The organism is Streptomyces sp. NPDC045026, from assembly GCF_056432625.1.
On sequence record NZ_JBWKIS010000002.1, the window covers coordinates 701,004 to 719,192 of the forward strand.

An 18,189-nucleotide genomic window follows, 5' to 3' on the forward strand; every position below is an offset into this window, starting at 1 on the left:
GTGGTGGGGAGAGGTTGAGCAGGGCGTATGAGGCGGGCCGCGCGGTGAGGGGTGGTCATGGCCGCGCGGCCCAGGGGTGGTGCTGAGGGCCTGTCCCGGTGGTTTCGACCGGGTCGGCGGTTCGGTCGGGCCGCGGCCCTGTGTGACCGAACCGCCTGGTGGCCCGGGGTGGTTCGGATCAGCCGTTGAACGTGCCGCTCTTGACGGCCTTCCACTTACCGTCGACGACCTGGTAGACGGTGAGCTGCTTGTTGGTGGTGTCGCCGTACTTGTCGAAGGAGACGGGTCCGGCGATGCCGTCGAACTTGGTCTTCTGGACCTCGCCGACGATCTTGGCGCGGGCGTCGGAGGGGACCTTGCCGTCCTTCACGACGTTGCCGATCGCCTTGATGATGGCGGTGGCGGCGTCGTAGGAGTAGCCGCCGTACGTGCCGTAGTCGCCCTTGAGGCCGGAGGCCTTGTACTTCTTGATGAAGTCGGCGGCGGAGGGCAGGGAGTCGACGGGCTGGCCGACCGAGGTGGCGAGGTCGCCTTCGGAGGTCTTGCCGGCGGTCTGGATGTAGGTGTCGCTGAACATGCCGTCACCGCCGAACAGCGGGACCTTGGCTCCGCCGTCCTTGAGCTGCTTGGTGAGCTTCTCGGACTCGTCGTACTGGCCGCCGTAGTAGACGAGGTCGGCCTTGGAGTTCTTGATCTTGGTGACGAGGGCGGAGAAGTCCGTGTCGCCGGTGTTGACGTGGTCCTGGCCCGTGACCTTGCCGCCGGCCTTGGTGAAGCCGGCCTTGAAGAGCTTGGCGAGGCCGGCACCGTAGGTCTGCTTGTCGTCGACCACGAACACCTTGCGCTTCTTCAGCGTGTTGTAGGCGTAGTCGGCCGCGAAGCCGCCCTGCAGGGCGTCGGTGGTGGCGGTGCGGAAGTAGGTCTTGAACGGGCGGGACTTGGAGGTCTGCCAGTTCTTGCCCTGGGTGAGCTCGGGGGCCGTGTTGGACGGAGAGACCTCGACCAGGTTGGCGGTGTCGAAGACCTGCTGCATCTGGGTGGCGACACCGGAGTTCAGCGGGCCGACGACGCCGAGGACCTTGTCGTTCTGGACGAGCTGGGTGGCGTTGGACTGGCCCTGGGCCGGGATCGCCTTGTCGTCGAGCGCCTGGACCTTGAAGGTCACGCCGGGAACGGTGTTGTTCTTGTTGGCGTCGTTCACGGCGATCTGCACGCCGCCCTGGATGCCGAGACCGGTGGCGGAGTTCTGGCCGGTGAGCGGGGCGTCGACGCCGATGATGACGGTGGTCTTCTTGCTGCTGTCGCTGCCCTTGTCGTCGTCGCGCGATCCGCAGGCGGTGAGCGTGAGTGCTCCGGTGGTGAGCACGCTGGTCATGATGAGCAAGGAACGGTGTCGCACGATCAATCCTCTCCCTGGCGCGGCTCCCGTGGTTGGGGGCCGTGTGTCTCGCCGGGCCGTACTGGGGTGGTACAGGGCCGTGCAGCAGACGCGCCCGGCGGCGCGGTGACTGGCCGTGACTATAAGCGCAGGTGGGTGGGGTGGGGAGCTGAGGAGGGAAGGATGTGACGCTCTTGTTATGACGCGGTGCTCGTCGGCGGGTGCAGCGGGGGCGATTGGGACTTTTGGATAGAGGGCTCCGGCTTTCGCATAGTGAGAACGTGCTGTTCCGCTAAGGAACTTGGGGTGATCTTGGTCCATACGTGCGGGAGTGTGCCGCCGGTGGGGCGGGTGCCGGGTGCTTGGGGTGGCGGTGGTGCGCGCTCCGTATTGCTCTGTTGCGGCAGAGGTAACCGAGTGTTACTTCCGCGTGAGATCGGTTCGCGGTCCGCGGGGCGGTCCCGAGTGCCCTGTGTGGGGTCCGCAGGTGTCGTGCAGGTAGGTGGCGAGGTCGCGCGGGTAGGCGCCGCCGAAGAGGTAGCTGTGCTGCTGCTGCGCCTGACGGTTTCGTAGGCCGAGGTCGAGGTGCGGCAGGGTGAAGCCGGGCGGCAGGGCGGCGCACTTGTATACGGAGATGCGCACGGTGAGGGGTTCGGGGGCGCCGCTCTTCACTGTCAGTGGCAGCGTGGGGGTGACGTGGGTGGTCAATCCCGGGAGCCCGGCGCGCACTTGACGGATGGTGACGGGGTGGGTGTCGCGTACGGAGATGGTGAAGCGGAAGCTGGCGGCGTGCGGGTGGCGGGGGTCCGGCGAGCCCGTTCCTTCGTAGTGCAGGAGGGTGACCTGGGAGGGCCAGGGCGTGGGGGCGGGGGCGGCCGGGGTGGTGGTGAGGGCGGAGTGGGCGTAGGCGCCCGCGGCGGCCGCGGCGGCGAGCAGGGTCTGCAGGGTGCGGCGCAGGCGCTGCGGAAGGGCGTGCCAACGCTCGTACGGGCGGAGCGAGTTGGGGGAGCCTGCCCACAGGGTGTCGGTGTGGGCGGGGGTGTGCGGGGCGTCGGTGCCGGAGGGGGGTTCCGGCTCGACGGGTCCGATGCCGGCCATGCTCCACGCTAGTGCGGAGGGGGTGGGTCCGCCAATGTGGGCGGCATCAACTGGAGTGCGTATGCGCCCAGTTGGGTCATGGGCTGGTGTTGGTGGATGCCTGCGCCGTGGTGGCGGGTGGGGAGGGCTTCGCGCGGGCCGAACTCGCGTCGGCGGCGGCCGTGTGCCGCGCTGCCCGGCTCCCGTCCCCTGATCGACGTTCCGCACTGCCCGGCGCGGCGGTGGTGGCCGTCCGCGCCGGGAGCGGCGGAGTGAAGCGTCGTGATCGTTGTGGCGCCCTGTGACGGACGGGCCTCTGTGACGGACGGGCCTCTGTGACGGACGGGCCTCTGTGACGGGCGAGCCCTGTGACGAACGGGAGGGCTCAGCTCTTGGGCATGTCCTTGAGGAGGCAGGTCAGCCGGGCCGAGCAGACCCGCCGGTCCTGCTCGTCGGTGATCACGATCTCGTACGTGGCCGTGGAGCGGCCGCGGTGTACGGGCGTGGCGACGCCGGTGACGAGGCCGGAGCGGGCGCCGCGGTGGTGCGTGCAGTTCAGGTCGACGCCGACGGCGATCTTGGAGCTGCCGCCGTGGAGCATCGAGCCGACGGAGCCGAGGGTCTCGGCGAGGACCGCGGAGGCGCCGCCGTGCAGGAGGCCGTAGGGCTGGGTGTTGCCCTCGACGGGCATGGTGCCGACGACGCGCTCGGCGGACGCCTCCTTGATCTGGACGCCCATGCGGGCGCCGAGGTCCCCCGCGGAGAACAAGGCGGGCAGGTCGACGCCGAGCGCCGCGTACTCGTCGATGATCTCCTGTGGGAACTTCACGCTGCTGTGCTCGCCCATGGTGCCCGGCTCCGTTCGTCGTCGGTCGGTGTTCGTGCTGTGAGGTGCTGTTCTGCCTGCTCGGCTGCCTGAGCGAACGCTCAGTCGGTCGCCGATTGTTCCAGGCGGACGACGACGGACTTGCTGGTGGGGGTGTTGCTGGTGTCGGCGGTGGACTCCAGCGGGATCAGGACGTTGGTCTCCGGGTAGTACGCGGCCGCGCAGCCTCGGGCCGTCGGGTAGTGGACGACGCGGAAGCCGGGGGCGCGGCGCTCCACGCCGTCCGTCCACTCGCTGACCAGGTCGACGTAGGAGCCGTCGGCGAGGGCCAGGGCCTGGGCGTCGTGGGGGCTGACGAGGACGACCCGGCGGCCGTTCCTGATGCCGCGGTAGCGGTCGTCGAGGCCGTAGATCGTGGTGTTGTACTGGTCGTGCGAGCGCAGGGTCTGCAGCAGCAGTCGGCCCTCGGGGAGGTGGGGGTACTCGACGGGCGCCGCGGTGAAGTTCGCCTTGCCGGTGGTGGTGGGGAAGCGGCGCTCGTCGCGCGGGGCGTGCGGCAGCGTGAAGCCGCCGGGGTGACCGGCGGAACCGGTCACGCGCGCGTTGAAGTCGTCGAAGCCCGGGATGACGTTCGCGATGCGGTCGCGGATCGTGGCGTAGTCCTTCTCGAACTCCTCCCAGGGCGTGCGTGACGCCTCGCCCAGGACGCGGCGCGCGAGGCGGGCCACGATCGCCGGCTCCGACAGGAGGTGCTCGCTCGCGGGCGTGAGGCGGCCACGGGAGGCGTGGACCATGCTCATGGAGTCCTCGACGGTCACGAACTGCTCGGTGCTCTTCCCGTTCGGGCCGACCTGGACGTCGCGCTCGGTGCGGCCCAGCGTCGGCAGGATCAGGGCGCGCGCGCCGGTGACCGCGTGCGAGCGGTTGAGCTTCGTCGACACGTGGACGGTCAGGGCGGCGCGGCGCATCGCGGCCTCCGTGACGTCGGTGTCGGGCGATGCCGCCACGAAGTTGCCGCCCATCGCGAAGAACACCTTCGCCCGGCCGTCGCGGAGCGCCTCGATGGCCCGTACGACGTCGAAGCCGTGCTCGCGGGGCGGTGCGAAGCCGAACTCCTTCTCCAGGGCGTCCAGGAAGGCGGGCGTGGGTCGTTCGAAGACGCCCATGGTGCGGTCGCCCTGCACGTTCGAGTGGCCGCGCACCGGGCACACGCCCGCGCCGGGACGGCCGATGTTCCCGCGCAGGAGCAGGAAGTTGACCACCTCGCGGATCGTGGGCACGGAGTGCTTGTGCTGGGTGAGGCCCATCGCCCAGCACACGACGGTGCGCTCGGAGGCGAGCACCAGGGCGAGGGCCTCCTCGATCTCGGCGCGCTCCAGGCCCGTCGCCGTCAGCGTCGCGTCCCAGTCCGCGGCGCGGGCGGCCTCGGCGAACTCCTCGTAGCCGTGGGTGTGTTCCTCGATGAAGGCGTGGTCGACGGCGCCGGAGCCCGCGCCGGAGGCGCTGTCGGATTCAGCCAGGATCAGCTTGTTCAGGAGGCGGAAGAGGGCCTGGTCGCCGCCGAGGCGGATCTGGAGGAACAGGTCGTTCAGGGCGGCGCCCTTGAACATGCCCTGTGGGGTCTGCGGGTTCTTGAAGCGCTCCAGCCCGGCCTCGGGCAGCGGGTTGATCGTGATGATCTTCGCGCCGTTCGCCTTCGCCTTCTCCAGGGCGGAGAGCATGCGCGGGTGGTTCGTGCCCGGGTTCTGCCCGGCCACGATGATCAGGTCGGACTTGTAGAGGTCCTCCAGGGAGACGCTGCCCTTGCCGATGCCGATGGTCTGCGTGAGTGCGGAACCGGACGACTCGTGGCACATGTTGGAGCAGTCGGGCAGGTTGTTCGTGCCGAACTCGCGGGCGAACAACTGGTAGAGGAAAGCCGCCTCGTTGCTCGTGCGGCCCGAGGTGTAGAACACGGCCTCGTCGGGCGAGGCCAGGGCGGCCAGCTCCTCGGCGATGATGTCGAAGGCGCGCTCCCAGGACACCGGCTCGTAGCGCTCGGCGCCGTCCGCCAGGTACATGGGGTGCGTGAGCCGGCCCTGCTGGCCCAGCCAGTACCCGGAGCGGGTCGCGAGGTCGGCGACCGGGTGCGCGGCGAAGAAGTCGGGCGTGACCCGGCGCAGGGTGGCCTCCTCGGCGACCGCCTTCGCGCCGTTCTCGCAGAACTCCGCCTTGTGCCGGTGCTCCGGCTCGGGCCAGGCGCAGCCGGGGCAGTCGAAGCCGTCTTTCTGATTGACGCGGAGAAGGGTGAGCGCGGTGCGGCGCACTCCCATCTGCTGCTGGGCGATCTTGAGGGAATGCGCGACGGCGGGCAGCCCGGCGGCGGCGCGCTGCGGCGCCTGGACCTGCGGCGCGTCCTGGACCGGATCTCCCGTGGGCGGCTTCGTCGCCATCGTCTGTTCCCCTTCGAGCACACGTATGAGGTACGTCTGCGATCCTCGCACGCACCGCTGACAGCCCTCACGGGAGTCCCGTTGCGGACCGGACTGTCAGTGGGGCGTGGCAGGATCGGGGGCGTGGCAGAGAATCCAGCGAAGAAGACCGAGAAGACGACCTCAGGCAGCCGGCCGCGGCTGATGCTCATGGACGGGCATTCGCTGGCGTACCGCGCGTTCTTCGCGCTGCCCGCGGAGAATTTCACGACCGCGACGGGACAGCCGACGAACGCGATCTACGGCTTCGCGTCGATGCTGGCGAACACGCTGCGCGACGAGGCGCCCACGCATTTCGCGGTGGCGTTCGACGTCTCGCGCAAGACGTGGCGCTCCGAGGAGTTCACCGAGTACAAGGCGAACCGCTCGAAGACCCCGGACGAGTTCAAGGGCCAGGTCGAGCTGATCGGCGAGCTCCTCGACGCGATGCACGCGCCGCGCTTCGCGGTCGACGGGTTCGAGGCGGACGACGTCATCGCCACGCTCGCCACGCAGGCCGAGGCCGCCGGCTTCGACGTCCTGGTCGTCACCGGCGACCGGGACTCCTTCCAGCTCGTCAGCGACCGCGTCACGGTGCTCTACCCGACGAAGGGCGTCTCCGAGCTGACCCGGTTCACGCCGGAGAAGGTCGAGGAGAAGTACGGGCTGACGCCGGCGCAGTACCCGGACTTCGCGGCCCTGCGAGGCGACCCGTCCGACAACCTGCCGGGCATCCCCGGCGTCGGCGAGAAGACCGCCGCGAAGTGGATCAACCAGTTCGGTTCGTTCGCCGAGCTCGTGGAGCGCGCCGACGAGGTCAAGGGCAAGGCCGGGCAGAATTTCCGCGACCACATCGAAGCCGTCAAGCTCAACCGGCGCCTGACCGAGATGGTGCGTGACGTCGAGCTCCCCAAGACGGTCGCCGACCTGGAGCGCGCCGCGTACGACCGCACGGCCGTCGCCATGGTCCTCGACACCCTGGAGATCCGGAACCCGTCGCTGCGCGAGCGGCTCCTCGCCGTCGACCCTGGTGCCGAGGAGGCCGAGGAGATGCCCGCCGAGCCGGGCGTCGAGGTCGACGGTTCGGTGCTCGGCGCCGGCGAGGTCGCCCCGTGGCTCGCCGAGCACGGCGGCACGGCCCTGGGCCTGGCCACGGTCGACACCTGGACGCTCGGTGCGGGATCCGTCACCGAGGTGGCGCTCGCCGGCGCGGGGGGAGCGGCCGCCTGGTTCGACCCCACCCAGCTCGACGAGGCCGACGAGAACGCGTTCGCGGCCTGGCTCGCCGACGCCGCGAAGCCCAAGGTCATGCACAACGCGAAGGGCGTCATGCGGGTCTTCGCCGAGCACGGCTGGACCGTGGACGGCATCACCATGGACACGGCGCTCGCCGCGTACCTGGTCAAGCCCGGCCGCCGCTCCTTCGCCCTCGACGCGCTGACCCTGGAGTACCTGGGCCGCGAGCTCGCCCCGGCCGCGGCCGACGGACAGCTCGCCTTCGGTACGGAGGACGACGACCAGGCCGAGGCCGACGCGCTCATGGTGCACGCCCGCGCGATCCTCGACCTGGGCGAGGCCTTCGGCGGGAAGCTCCAGGAGGTCGGCGCGGCCGACCTCCTCAAGGACGTCGAGCTGCCCACGTCCACGCTCCTCGCGCGCATGGAGCGGCACGGCATCGCCGCCGACCGCGCCCACCTGGAGGCCATGGAGCAGATGTTCGCGGGCGCCGTCCAGCAGGCCGTGAAGGAGGCGCACGCCTCGGTGGGCCACGAGTTCAACCTGGGCTCGCCCAAGCAGCTCCAGGAAGTCTTCTTCGGCGAGCTCGACCTGCCCAAGACGAAGAAGACGAAGACCGGGTACACGACGGACGCGGACGCGCTCGCCTGGCTGGCCACGCAGACCGACCACGAACTCCCCGTGATCATGCTGCGTCACCGCGAGCAGGCCAAGCTGCGCGTCACCGTCGAGGGCCTGATCAAGACGATCGCCGGGGACGGCCGCATCCACACGACGTTCAACCAGACGGTCGCCGCCACGGGCCGCCTCTCGTCGACCGACCCGAACCTGCAGAACATCCCGGTCCGTACCGACGAGGGCCGCGCCATCCGCCGCGGCTTCGTCGTCGGTGAGGGCTTCGAGTCGCTCATGACGGCGGACTACAGCCAGATCGAGCTGCGCGTCATGGCGCACCTCTCCGAGGACGAGGGCCTCCTCGAGGCGTTCACCTCCGGCGAGGACCTGCACACCACGGTCGGCGCGCAGGTCTTCGGCGTCGAGCGGTCCGCCGTCGACGCGGAGATGCGCCGCAAGATCAAGGCGATGTCGTACGGGCTCGCCTACGGCCTGTCCGCGTTCGGTCTGTCCGGGCAGCTGAACATCGAGCCGGGCGAGGCGCGGGTCCTCATGGACACGTACTTCGAGCGGTTCGGCGGCGTGCGCGACTATCTGCGCCGCGTCGTCGACGAGGCGCGCGCCACGGGCTACACCGAGACGATGCTCGGTCGCCGCCGGTATCTGCCGGACCTCAACAGCGACAACCGCCAGCGCCGTGAGATGGCCGAGCGCATGGCGCTCAACGCGCCCATTCAGGGCACTGCCGCCGACATCGTCAAGATCGCCATGCTGAACGTGGACAAGGCGCTCAAGGACGCGAAGCTCAAGTCCCGGCTGCTGCTCCAGGTCCATGACGAAATCGTCCTGGAGATCGCCCCGGGCGAGGCCGCGGCTGCGGAGGAGCTGGTCCGGCGCGAGATGGCCGGCGCCGTGCAGCTGCGGGCGCCGCTGGACGTGTCGGTGGGCGTGGGCCCGGACTGGGAGTCCGCGGCGCACTAGCCTGCGGCGGCCCGAAGTTCGGGCCACGGTTCAGGTAGGTCGTAGTGCGGGTTGCAGGTAAGGGGCGGGGCCAATGGGCTCCGCCCCTTACTCAGTTGACCGTTGCTGTCTCACCGTTGTTGCTTCACCGTTGTTGCTTCACCCGAGCCGGCACTTCCCCGCGTCGGACCGGACCCCGACGCCCCCGCACGAGAAGCGCGTACACGACCAGCCCCAGTACGAGGCCCGCGCCCGCGCCGAAGCACAGCGTCGGGATGATCTCCCACGGCTTGGCGACAGCGCCCCAGTACGTCCACCAGCGCACCGTCCGTACCCCCGCGGCCACCGCCACGCACCCGCCGATCACGAGCGCCGCCATCCACCGCTCGCTCACCGAGAGCTCCGGCAGCGCGGCGCCGGCGTCCGTGGCGGCCGACGCGGGGACACGGCGCACTGCCGACACCACGAAGAACGCGATCACGAGGAGCGCGACCGCCGAACCCCCGTACTGCGCATACCAGTAGAGAGGGGAGCCGGCGATCTTCTCGCCGAGGACCGGGAACACGCGCATGCCCCACCGGTCGAGATGCGTGAACGCGTCCCACACCACGTGCGTCGTCGCGCCCAGGGCAGCGGAGACGTACCACCACCACACCGCGGCCACCGGCCGCCGCTCCCACGCGAAAGCGCCGGACGCGAAGCCGCCCGAGGCGACATCGCCCCGCGCCCCGCCCGTACCCCGCGCCACCACAAGGACCCGCCCCCGCACCCGCAACGGCAGCAGCGCGATCACCGGTTCCCGCAGCAGGCGCCACAGGCCGACCAGCACCGTCGCGATGGCCACGTCGATCGTGAAGACGCCCGGGAACGAGTGGGTGAAGTCCCCGAACTCCATCGCCCCCGGCACCGCACTCGCCGCGAAGTACGTCACGTCGGGCGCGAACGAGCCCGCCACCAGCAGCGACGGCACGAGCGCGGCTCGCCCCGTGCCGTCGCGGCGGACGGCCGGCAGCACGGCCGCGGCATGACTGATCGTGAACGGCAAGAGGTCCCCCTCGGACGGTTCCTGATGCGGTGCGTACGCGGTGCCGCTCAGTATGGCCGGTGGCGACCGCGGTAACGCGTACATGGCCAACCGGCAAAAATCGGGCACGAACAGGTGTCTGCGCGCTGGAAGTTGTCGTAGTGTCGCCTGGGTCACTCCACGCTGGGGAGCGTGGACGGACCCGGAAACGGTCGGCAATCGGAGGGGCTCACGGTATGGCGGCGCTATTCGGAAAGCGGTTGCGCAGGTCGGCGATGACAACCGCTGTGGCGGCCGCCGCCGTGGCGGCGCTCTCCGCGTCACAGGCGCCCGGCTTCACCAACACCCAGAACGGCGGGCAGTCCACCGCGGACGTGACGCCTCCGCCCGGTGGCTCGGCGACCGGCAACTCCCCGTACTACACCGCCCTGCCGCCCCTCAACAGCCCCACCGCGCCGCCCAGTAAGGGCCCAGACGCCCCCGGCGGCACGGGTACGAGCGAGGCCGGCATCCCCGCCACCGTCCTCGACGCGTACAAGAAGGCCGAGGCGGAGCTCGCAGCGACCAAGCCGGGCTGCAACCTCCCCTGGCAGCTCCTCGCCGCGATCGGCAAGGTCGAGTCGGGCCAGGCCAGAGGCGGCAACGTCGACGCGAACGGCACCACGCTCAAGCCGATCCTCGGCCCGCCCCTCGACGGCAACGGCTTCGCGAGGATCACCGACACGGACAACGGCGTCTACGACGGCGACACGACGCACGACCGGGCTGTGGGCCCCATGCAGTTCATCCCGTCGACCTGGGCGTGGTCCGGCCGCGACGGAAACGGCGACGGCAAGAAGGACCCCAACAACATCTACGACGCCGCCCTCGCCGCCGGCCACTACCTGTGCCGCGGCGACCGCGACCTCTCCCAGAGCGCCGGCCTGAACGCGGCGATTCTGAGCTACAACCACTCGCAGGAGTACCTCGACACGGTCCTGTCGTGGCTGGAGTTCTACCGCAAGGGCACCCACGAGGTCCCGGACGGCACCGGCGTCCAGCCCGGCGACCGCAGCGACGGCGGCCCCAGCCCCTCGCCCTCGCCGAGCAGCCCCGGCTCGACCAGCCCGTCCCCGGGTACCTCCAAGCCGCCCAAGCCGTCCAAGCCCGGCGGTTCCCCGGGCACCGGCCCGTCGGAGCCCGGCGACGGAGGCTCCACGAGCCCCACACCGCCCACACCCGCCGAGTCGGTCGCGCACATCGAGGACGCCGGTACGGCCAAGCTCGCCGCGACCGCGGGTGACGCCTTCGCCGAACGCATCGCCGTCCGCACGGAGAACGCCGCGGGCAAGGGCGTCGGCACGGTCAAGGTGAAGCTCACCGTCGTCGGCGACACGGACCTGGCCTTCAGCGGCGGCTTCAAGAGCGTGACCGTCGTCACCGACAGCACCGGCAGGGCCACCGCGCCGCCGCTGCGGGCGGGCGAGGACACCGGCGAGTTCACGGTCCGTGCCACCGTCGTCGACCGGAAGCTGCCCGGCCTCGACTACACGGCCACCGTCTCCGCACGCCAGGCCGACACCGTCACCCGGACCGGCGACAAGGAACTGACCTGCGAGGCCGGCGGCCAGTTCGCCGACCCGGTCCAGATCCAGGCCACGTACAAGGGCGACGCCGCCGACGGGGTCGCCACCACGGCCACGCTGATCAAGTCGAAGGACGACGCGAGCGAGAACGACAAGGGCCCCTACTTCAAGGACGCGGACGGCAAGACGATCCGCACCCTCAAGGGCCTCAAGACCGACGGGGACGGCCGCCTCCAGCTGCCGAGGATCTACGCGGACGACGCCACCGGCACGTTCCTGCTCCGCATCGACACCACCGGCGGCGCGACCCTCACCATCGAGCTGAAGGTCACCGCGGCCGGCGCCACGGCGACCCCGTCCGCCTCGCCCTCGGCGCCGTAACCCCCGTACGGGACAGGCCGTACCTGCAGTACCCGCTCCGCCCCCTCGCCGTTCACCGGCCGAGGGGGCGGAGCTGTTGTGCAACGTGTTCTCATCTCGGCCCCGCGTTGCTACGGTGCCCCAGCCCTGACGACCTATCAGATTTCAGATCCGGTGCTCCGCCGGGAGGCTGCATGCGTGCCCTGATCGCCGCCGCGACCGGTCTTGCCGTGGCGCTCGCCCTCGTCATCACGATCTCGGCGATCGGCTCTCCGCCCGGCGAGACCTCGCCCAAACCGCTGCTGACCACCGTCCCCAAGCACCCCTGACCCGCCGAGGAGGCCGCCGCGATGCGCCGCAAGGCCAGCCTGATCCTGCTCGCCCTCGCCGTGTTCTGCACGGCGATGTCCCCGCTGATGCGCTGGTACGCGTTCCCGCGCCTCGCGAAGATCCCGGCCGGCCAGTACCAGAACGCCGTCCTGGAGGCGAAGAACCCGACCCTCCTCGACTACGGCTCGATGCAGGCGAAGAAGGTCCCCAAGGTCACGATCGTCCAGACGCTCAAGGGCAACGTGGAGGCCTCCGAAGAGGTCGAGAAGAGCGCGGGCCGCGACGTCGTCGTCTGGGACTCCCTCTCCTACGTCGTCGGACCCGACGGCAAGATGGTCTCCCAGGTCCCCGAGCGCTACGTCTTCGACGCCCACAGCCAGGCACCCGTCCACCCCACGGGCAAGTACGCCGAGACCGTCGACGGCGACAAGGTCAGGCGCGACGGCATCGAGTTCAAGTGGCCCTTCCTCACCGAGAAGCGGGACTACGAGTATTACGACGCCCAGGCCCGCATCACCCGGCCCATCCACTACAAGGGGACCCAGACGTTCCGCGGCGTGAAGGTCTACTACTTCGAACAGACCATCCCGTGGACGAAGGTTCCCCTCCCCAAGACGATGCCCGTCAAGGGCATCACACCGGAGTCCGTCGCCAAGACCGGCACCACCCGCTGGTACAGCACGGTCCGCAAGTTCTGGGTCGAGCCCGTCACCGGCGCCCCCGTCTACGGCGAGGAGATCCAGAACAACGAACTGCGCGGCGGCACGCTCCTGGGCGGCCGCGACAAGGTGACGGTCTTCGCCGGGCACGTGAAGATGCGCGAGGACTACATCAAGTCGACGGTCGACCTCGTCAAGTCCAACCGCGTCCTGGTCGTCCTGCTCACCTCGTACCTGCCCTGGGGCTTCCTCGTCCTCGGCCTGCTCCTGCTCGCGCTCTCCCTGTGGCTCGAGGCACGCAGCCGCCGCCCCGGCGAGCCGGAGGCGGCCCCGGAGCACGAGCCGGAACCCGTCAGCGTCTGAGCCGCGCGCTCGTGTGCCGCGTCGCGACCGCGCCTGCCGGATCCTCGGGCCACGGATGCTTCGGGTACCGGCCGCGCAGCTCGGCCCGCACCGCCCGGTACCCCTCGCGCCAGAAGGAGGCGAGATCCGCGGTCACGGCCGCCGGGCGCCCCGCGGGGGACAGCAGATGCACCAGGACCGGCACACCGGCCACGCGTGGCGACTCGTGCAGCCCGAACATCTCCTGCACCTTCACGGCCAGGACGGGCTGTTCGGGGTTCGCGTAGTCGATCCGGATCCTGGACCCGCTCGGCACTTCCAGCCGCTCCGGCGCGAGCTCGTCCAGGCGGGCCGCGTCACCGCTCGCCCAGGGGAGCAGCCGCCGCAGCGCCTGGCCCGCGTCGATCCGGCCCAGATCGGACCTGCGCCGCGCCTTGCCGAGCTCCGGCTCCAGCCACTCGTCCACGCGCGCGTGCAGCGCGTCGTCGGAGACGTCGGGCCAGGGCGCGCCGAGCGTCCGGTGCAGGAACGCCAGCCGCTCCCGCAGCTCCCCGGCATCGCGGGACCACCGCAGCAGAGAGAACCCCTCCCGCCGCAGTCCTTCCTTCAACGCCTCCCGTACAAGGGCGGGGGCGGCCTCCTTCAGCGGCCGTACGGCGAGCTCCACGGCGCCGAGACGCTCGACATGCCGCGCCACCAACTCCCCGTCGGCCCACGCCACTTCGTCCCCCTCGCGGCGCAGCGGTGCCGCGGCCCGCAGCGCGACCTCCTCGTCGACGACCGCGGCGAGCCGCACGCGCGCGTGCCCGGCGCCCACGGGCCGGTCGGCGACCGCGACGGCGACCCACGGCGCACCCCGCAGCCGGGACCCGTCCGCGAGCGCTGCCCGGGTCCCGGACACCATCAGATACTCGCCGTCGCGCCCACGCCCCACCCGCTCGGGAAAGGCGAGCGCGGCGACGATGCCGGCGACCCGGTCCTCGGACAGGTCCCCGGGCCCGGCCTCGCGCGCCGGCGTCCGCCCGCCGGCCCCGTCGGAACCCGCCCCGGCCGCCCCCGTCAGCCGCCGTACCTCCGTCTTCCAGCGCGAGGCGTACGCGTCGGCGCCCCGGCGCGCGGCGCGCCATGCGGCGGCCAGATCGTCGCCGTAGTCGCGGGGCGGCTCCTCGCTCAGGAGGGCGACCACCTCGGCCGCGCGGCGCGCTCCCACCAGCGGGGTCGCGTCCAGCAGGGCGCGGGCCAGGCGCGGATGCAGGCCGAGGCCCGCCAGGCGGGCGCCACGCTCCGTGGCCCGGCCCGAGTCCGCCTCGACCGCTCCGATCGCCGTCAGGACGGACCGGGCCGCCGCCATCGCCCCGGCAGGCGGAGCATCCAGGAGCGCGAGGCCCGAGGCGTCCGGATCGCCCCAGCACGCCGCCTGCAACGCGAACGCCGTCAGGTCCGCCACCTTGATCTCCGGCGCGGGGAACCGCGGCAGCCGCACGTCCTCCGCCTCCGTCCAGCACCGGTACACCACCCCGGGAGCCTCACGTCCGGCACGGCCCGCCCGCTGCCGCCCCGCCGCCTGCGAGGCCCGTACGGTCGTCAGGGCGCTCAGCCCGCGCGCGTGGTCCACCCGCGGCTCCCGCGCGAGCCCCGAGTCCACGACGACCCGCACCCCCGGCACGGTCAGCGACGACTCGGCCACGGACGTCGCGAGCACCACCCGGCGCCGCACACCGGCCGAGAGCACCGCGTCCTGCACCGAGGCCGGTGCCCGCCCGTGCACCTGAAGCACATCCACATCATCCGGCCCGCCCAACTGCCCGGCCACGCGTGCGATCTCACCGACCCCCGGCAGGAAACACAGCACATCGCCGTTCTGCTCCCGCAGCGCGCGCCGCACCACCGCCGCGACGTGCGTGAGCAACGCCGGATCCACCCGCATCCCGTGCGGCGGCCGCACCGGACGCGCGGGCGGCGCCCACACCGTCTCCACGGGATACGAGATTCCCTCGGCCTCGACGACGGGCGCCCCGCCGAGGAGCCGCGCCCACCCCTGCGCGTCCGTCGTCGCCGACGCCGCCACCAGCCGCAGCTCGGGCCGCAGCGCCTCGCGCACGTCGCACAGGAACGCCGCGACCGTGTCCGCGTCCAGATGCCGCTCGTGGACCTCGTCGAGCATCACGACATCCACGCCCGCCAGCTCCTGGTCGCGCTGGAGCCGCTGCAGGAGGACACCCGTCGTGACGACCTCCACGCGCGCGTGGCGCCCCATCACCCGCTCACCGCGCACCGTGTAGCCGACGCTCTCGCCGGCCTTCTCGCCGAGCAGCCACGCCATGCGCCGCGCCGCTGCCCGCGCGGCGATGCGCCGCGGCTCGGCGACGACGACGCGCCGCGCGGGCCCGTCACCGACGAGCCCGGCGAGCACCAGCGGCACCAGCGTCGTCTTGCCGGTCCCCGGCGGCGCCACGAGAACGGCACTGCCCGGCGCCGCGGGCCCGTCGAGGGCATCGCGCAGGCCGGGCAGCGCACTGCGTACAGGCAGGTCCAGAGCGTCGTTACGGATCACATGCTCAGTCTCTCCCCCGGCCGAAGGCTCGGGGGCCCAGGCCGGGGGAGAGACCGGCTAGCTTCGCTCGCAGACGAAGATCGCCGTCCCCGGGATCAGGTTTCCGCGCAGCGGGGACCAGCCGCCCCACTCCTGCGTGTTCCATGCCGGCCACTGCGGCTCCACGAGGTCCACCAGGCGGAATCCGCCGGCCACGATGTCGCGCACCCGGTCACCGACCGTCCTGTGGTGCTCCACATAGACGGCGCGCCCCTCGTCGTCCTGCTCCACATAAGGGGTGCGGTCGAAGTAGGAGGCCGCCACGGACAGGCCCTCCGGACCCGGCTCGTCCGGGAACGCCCAGCGGATCGGATGCGTCACCGAGAACACGAACCGGCCGCCGGGCCGCAGCACCCGGTGAACATCGCGGAGCACCCGCACCGGATCGGCGACAAAGGGGAGCGCGCCGTACGCCGAGCAGGCCAGGTCGAACGAGCCGTCCGCGAACGGCAGCGCGCCCGCGTCCGCCTCCACCAGCGGCACCGCGCCGCCGTCGATGCGCAGCGCGTGCTGGAGCTGCCGGTGGGAGAGGTCGAGCGCGACGGGGTGCGCGCCCTGCGCGGCGAGCCAGCGCGAGCACTGCGCCGCGCCCGAGCCGATCTCCAGAATCACCTTGTCCTTCAGGTCCTCCGGCGGGCCGAGCAACTCGGCCTCCACCTCGTCGAGGCCCTCGGGCCCCCATACGAAACGGTCGTCCCCGAGGAACGTGCCGTGTTCGACCTGGTAGTCGTCGGCGTTCTTGTCCCACCAGCCACGATTGGCACGGGAACTCTCCGTGACGTCGGCCGCGCGCCGGGTGGCTTCGGGCTCGAACGGTTCGGGCTCTTGGATGATGGGCTCCCTAGTCGTACTCTTCCGTTCAACCCGTCGCGGCAGAGTGCCTAGCGGCCCATGTGGCCTCGTGCGACAGGTTTTGTGCCGGGTATGCGAAGTTCGCCCCGGGTGTGCGTGTTCGCGCATTGACCCTGTCCGGCTGCCCCCGTATGCTACAAGTTGCGCTGCGAGCCTGCGCTCCTCAGACATAGCAGGCTGCGCTCGCATCTGTATGTATGTCCCCTCGGTTATCGAGGCGCTCCCTTCGGGAGTGGCGCTTCCTGAACTGTCCGGCCTTCTGCAGTGCGATCACGGGCTCCCGGCGTAGCAGTACCTACGACTTCAATGTCCGTACCGGAGCCCTTACCCACATGACGAGCAGCACCGAGACCACCGCCACCACTCCGCAGGTTGCGGTCAACGACATCGGTGACGAGGAAGCATTCCTCGCCGCGATCGACGAGACGATCAAGTACTTCAACGACGGTGACATCGTCGATGGCGTCATCGTCAAGGTAGACCGGGACGAGGTTCTCCTCGACATCGGTTACAAGACCGAAGGCGTGATCCCGAGCCGCGAGCTCTCGATCAAGCACGATGTCGACCCGAACGAGGTCGTCAAGGTCGGCGACGAGATCGAGGCCCTGGTTCTCCAGAAGGAGGACAAGGAAGGCCGTCTGATCCTGTCCAAGAAGCGCGCTCAGTACGAGCGCGCCTGGGGCACGATCGAGAAGATCAAGGAAGAAGACGGCATCGTCACCGGTACCGTCATCGAGGTCGTCAAGGGTGGTCTCATCCTCGACATCGGCCTCCGTGGCTTCCTGCCGGCTTCCCTCGTCGAGATGCGCCGCGTCCGCGACCTCCAGCCCTACGTGGGCAAGGAGCTCGAGGCCAAGATCATCGAGCTGGACAAGAACCGCAACAACGTGGTCCTGTCCCGCCGTGCCTGGCTCGAGCAGACCCAGTCCGAGGTTCGCCAGACGTTCCTCACGACCCTCCAGAAGGGTCAGGTCCGCTCCGGCGTCGTTTCCTCGATCGTCAACTTCGGTGCCTTCGTGGACCTGGGTGGCGTCGACGGTCTCGTGCACGTCTCCGAGCTGTCCTGGAAGCACATCGACCACCCGTCCGAGGTTGTCGAGGTCGGCCAGGAAGTCACCGTCGAGGTCCTCGACGTGGACATGGACCGCGAGCGTGTCTCCCTGTCGCTGAAGGCGACGCAGGAAGACCCGTGGCAGCAGTTCGCCCGTACGCACCAGATCGGCCAGGTCGTCCCCGGCAAGGTCACGAAGCTGGTTCCGTTCGGTGCGTTCGTCCGCGTGGACGAGGGCATCGAGGGTCTGGTCCACATCTCCGAGCTGGCCGAGCGCCACGTGGAGATCCCGGAGCAGGTCGTCCAGGTCAATGACGAGATCTTCGTCAAGGTCATCGACATCGACCTCGAGCGTCGCCGCATCAGCCTCTCGCTGAAGCAGGCCAACGAGGCCTTCGGTGCCGACCCGTCGACGGTCGAGTTCGACCCGACCCTGTACGGCATGGCCGCGTCTTACGACGACCAGGGCAACTACATCTACCCCGAGGGCTTCGACCCCGAGACCAACGACTGGCTCGAGGGCTTCGAGACCCAGCGCGAGGCTTGGGAGGGCCAGTACGCCGAGGCGCAGCAGCGCTTCGAGCAGCACCAGGCCCAGGTCATCAAGTCCCGCGAGGCCGACGCGCAGGCCGAGGCCGAGGGTGCTGCCGCCCCGGCCGGCGCCCCGGCTGCGTCCGGTGGCGGCGGCGGTTCGTACTCCTCGGAGTCGGACGACAACTCCGGCGCGCTCGCTTCGGACGAGGCGCTCGCTGCGCTCCGTGAGAAGCTGGCCGGTGGTCAGAGCTGACCTGAACCCTCCGGGTTCCGGTAAGTAGTTGAGCGGGCCCGCACCCCTTGGGTGCGGGCCCGCTTCTCTGTGTCCGCCGACGTT

The 18,189-nt window shown here is 70.8% G+C and carries 12 protein-coding genes; 5 read left to right on the top strand and 7 right to left on the bottom strand.

The features are described 5' to 3' along the window. Window positions 1-178 precede the first annotated feature (178 nt). The 4 genes from AC07EJ_RS07005 to AC07EJ_RS07020 form a co-directional block, all read right to left on the bottom strand. Window positions 179-1,375: a branched-chain amino acid ABC transporter substrate-binding protein gene (locus AC07EJ_RS07005; RefSeq protein WP_389475211.1), complete on the bottom strand. Its 1,197-nt coding sequence runs from the start codon at window positions 1,373-1,375 to the stop codon at window positions 179-181. A gap of 423 nt (window positions 1,376-1,798) precedes the next feature. Further along, complete coding sequence (locus tag AC07EJ_RS07010) at window positions 1,799-2,476, bottom strand: hypothetical protein (RefSeq protein WP_478883902.1); 678 nt, start codon at window positions 2,474-2,476, stop codon at window positions 1,799-1,801. A gap of 364 nt (window positions 2,477-2,840) precedes the next feature. Then, window positions 2,841-3,302, bottom strand: a complete 462-nt coding sequence (locus AC07EJ_RS07015) for a PaaI family thioesterase (RefSeq protein WP_389475215.1) — start codon at window positions 3,300-3,302, stop codon at window positions 2,841-2,843. Window positions 3,303-3,382: 80 nt separating this feature from the next. Beyond that, window positions 3,383-5,713, bottom strand: coding sequence for an FdhF/YdeP family oxidoreductase (locus tag AC07EJ_RS07020; RefSeq protein WP_389475217.1), 2,331 nt, complete (start codon window positions 5,711-5,713; stop codon window positions 3,383-3,385). A 123-nt stretch (window positions 5,714-5,836) separates the two neighbouring features. Here AC07EJ_RS07020 and polA point away from each other — a divergent pair, with 123 nt between their 5' ends. Further along, window positions 5,837-8,563: a DNA polymerase I gene (gene polA / locus AC07EJ_RS07025; protein ID WP_389475219.1), complete on the top strand. Its 2,727-nt coding sequence runs from the start codon at window positions 5,837-5,839 to the stop codon at window positions 8,561-8,563. 124 nt (window positions 8,564-8,687) lie between these two features. Here the strand turns inward: polA and AC07EJ_RS07030 are convergent, their stop codons facing one another. Next, window positions 8,688-9,587 (bottom strand): DUF4184 family protein, encoded by a 900-nt coding sequence (locus tag AC07EJ_RS07030; protein WP_393582297.1) that lies wholly within the window; start codon window positions 9,585-9,587, stop codon window positions 8,688-8,690. Window positions 9,588-9,802: 215 nt separating this feature from the next. Between AC07EJ_RS07030 and AC07EJ_RS07035 the strand changes: the two genes are divergently transcribed. From AC07EJ_RS07035 to pgfA, 3 genes are all read left to right on the top strand, one after another. Continuing rightward, window positions 9,803-11,512 carry a lytic transglycosylase domain-containing protein gene (locus AC07EJ_RS07035; protein ID WP_389475223.1) on the top strand — a complete coding sequence of 570 codons (1,710 nt, stop codon included), beginning with the start codon at window positions 9,803-9,805 and terminating at the stop codon, window positions 11,510-11,512. Window positions 11,513-11,685: 173 nt separating this feature from the next. Next, complete coding sequence (locus AC07EJ_RS07040; protein WP_107489191.1) at window positions 11,686-11,820, top strand: SPW_0924 family protein; 135 nt, start codon at window positions 11,686-11,688, stop codon at window positions 11,818-11,820. 21 nt (window positions 11,821-11,841) lie between these two features. Then, window positions 11,842-12,843, top strand: coding sequence for a cell envelope lipid trafficking protein PgfA (pgfA, locus tag AC07EJ_RS07045; RefSeq protein WP_389475226.1), 1,002 nt, complete (start codon window positions 11,842-11,844; stop codon window positions 12,841-12,843). Here the strand turns inward: pgfA and hrpB are convergent. Together hrpB and AC07EJ_RS07055 are read right to left on the bottom strand one after the other, a co-directional pair. Further along, the gene (hrpB, locus tag AC07EJ_RS07050; RefSeq protein ID WP_478883903.1) at window positions 12,833-15,376 is read right to left on the bottom strand and encodes an ATP-dependent helicase HrpB; all 2,544 of its coding nucleotides are present in this window, start codon (window positions 15,374-15,376) and stop codon (window positions 12,833-12,835) included. The genes pgfA and hrpB overlap by 11 nt on opposite strands. A gap of 57 nt (window positions 15,377-15,433) precedes the next feature. After that, window positions 15,434-16,375, bottom strand: a complete 942-nt coding sequence (locus AC07EJ_RS07055) for a class I SAM-dependent methyltransferase (RefSeq protein WP_389475230.1) — start codon at window positions 16,373-16,375, stop codon at window positions 15,434-15,436. Between the two features lie 224 nt (window positions 16,376-16,599). Between AC07EJ_RS07055 and rpsA the strand changes: the two genes are divergently transcribed. Further along, entirely contained in the window at window positions 16,600-18,105 is a 1,506-nt protein-coding gene (gene rpsA, locus AC07EJ_RS07060; RefSeq protein ID WP_389475232.1) for a 30S ribosomal protein S1, read from the top strand. The last annotated feature ends 84 nt before the right edge of the window (window positions 18,106-18,189 follow it).

What these genes read in the sequence shown, in the direction of transcription:
- AC07EJ_RS07015 (WP_389475215.1), bottom strand. Translation starts at nt 3,302, where the DNA reads ATGGGCGAGCACAGCAGCGTGAAGTTCCCACAGGAGATCATCGACGAG.
- AC07EJ_RS07010 (WP_478883902.1), bottom strand. Translation starts at nt 2,476, where the DNA reads ATGGCCGGCATCGGACCCGTCGAGCCGGAACCCCCCTCCGGCACCGAC.
- AC07EJ_RS07040 (WP_107489191.1), top strand. Translation starts at nt 11,686, where the DNA reads ATGCGTGCCCTGATCGCCGCCGCGACCGGTCTTGCCGTGGCGCTCGCC.
- AC07EJ_RS07055 (WP_389475230.1), bottom strand. Translation starts at nt 16,375, where the DNA reads ATGCGCGAACACGCACACCCGGGGCGAACTTCGCATACCCGGCACAAA.
- AC07EJ_RS07005 (WP_389475211.1), bottom strand. Translation starts at nt 1,375, where the DNA reads ATGACCAGCGTGCTCACCACCGGAGCACTCACGCTCACCGCCTGCGGA.
- pgfA (WP_389475226.1), top strand. Translation starts at nt 11,842, where the DNA reads ATGCGCCGCAAGGCCAGCCTGATCCTGCTCGCCCTCGCCGTGTTCTGC.
- rpsA (WP_389475232.1), top strand. Translation starts at nt 16,600, where the DNA reads ATGACGAGCAGCACCGAGACCACCGCCACCACTCCGCAGGTTGCGGTC.
- AC07EJ_RS07035 (WP_389475223.1), top strand. Translation starts at nt 9,803, where the DNA reads ATGGCGGCGCTATTCGGAAAGCGGTTGCGCAGGTCGGCGATGACAACC.
- AC07EJ_RS07020 (WP_389475217.1), bottom strand. Translation starts at nt 5,713, where the DNA reads ATGGCGACGAAGCCGCCCACGGGAGATCCGGTCCAGGACGCGCCGCAG.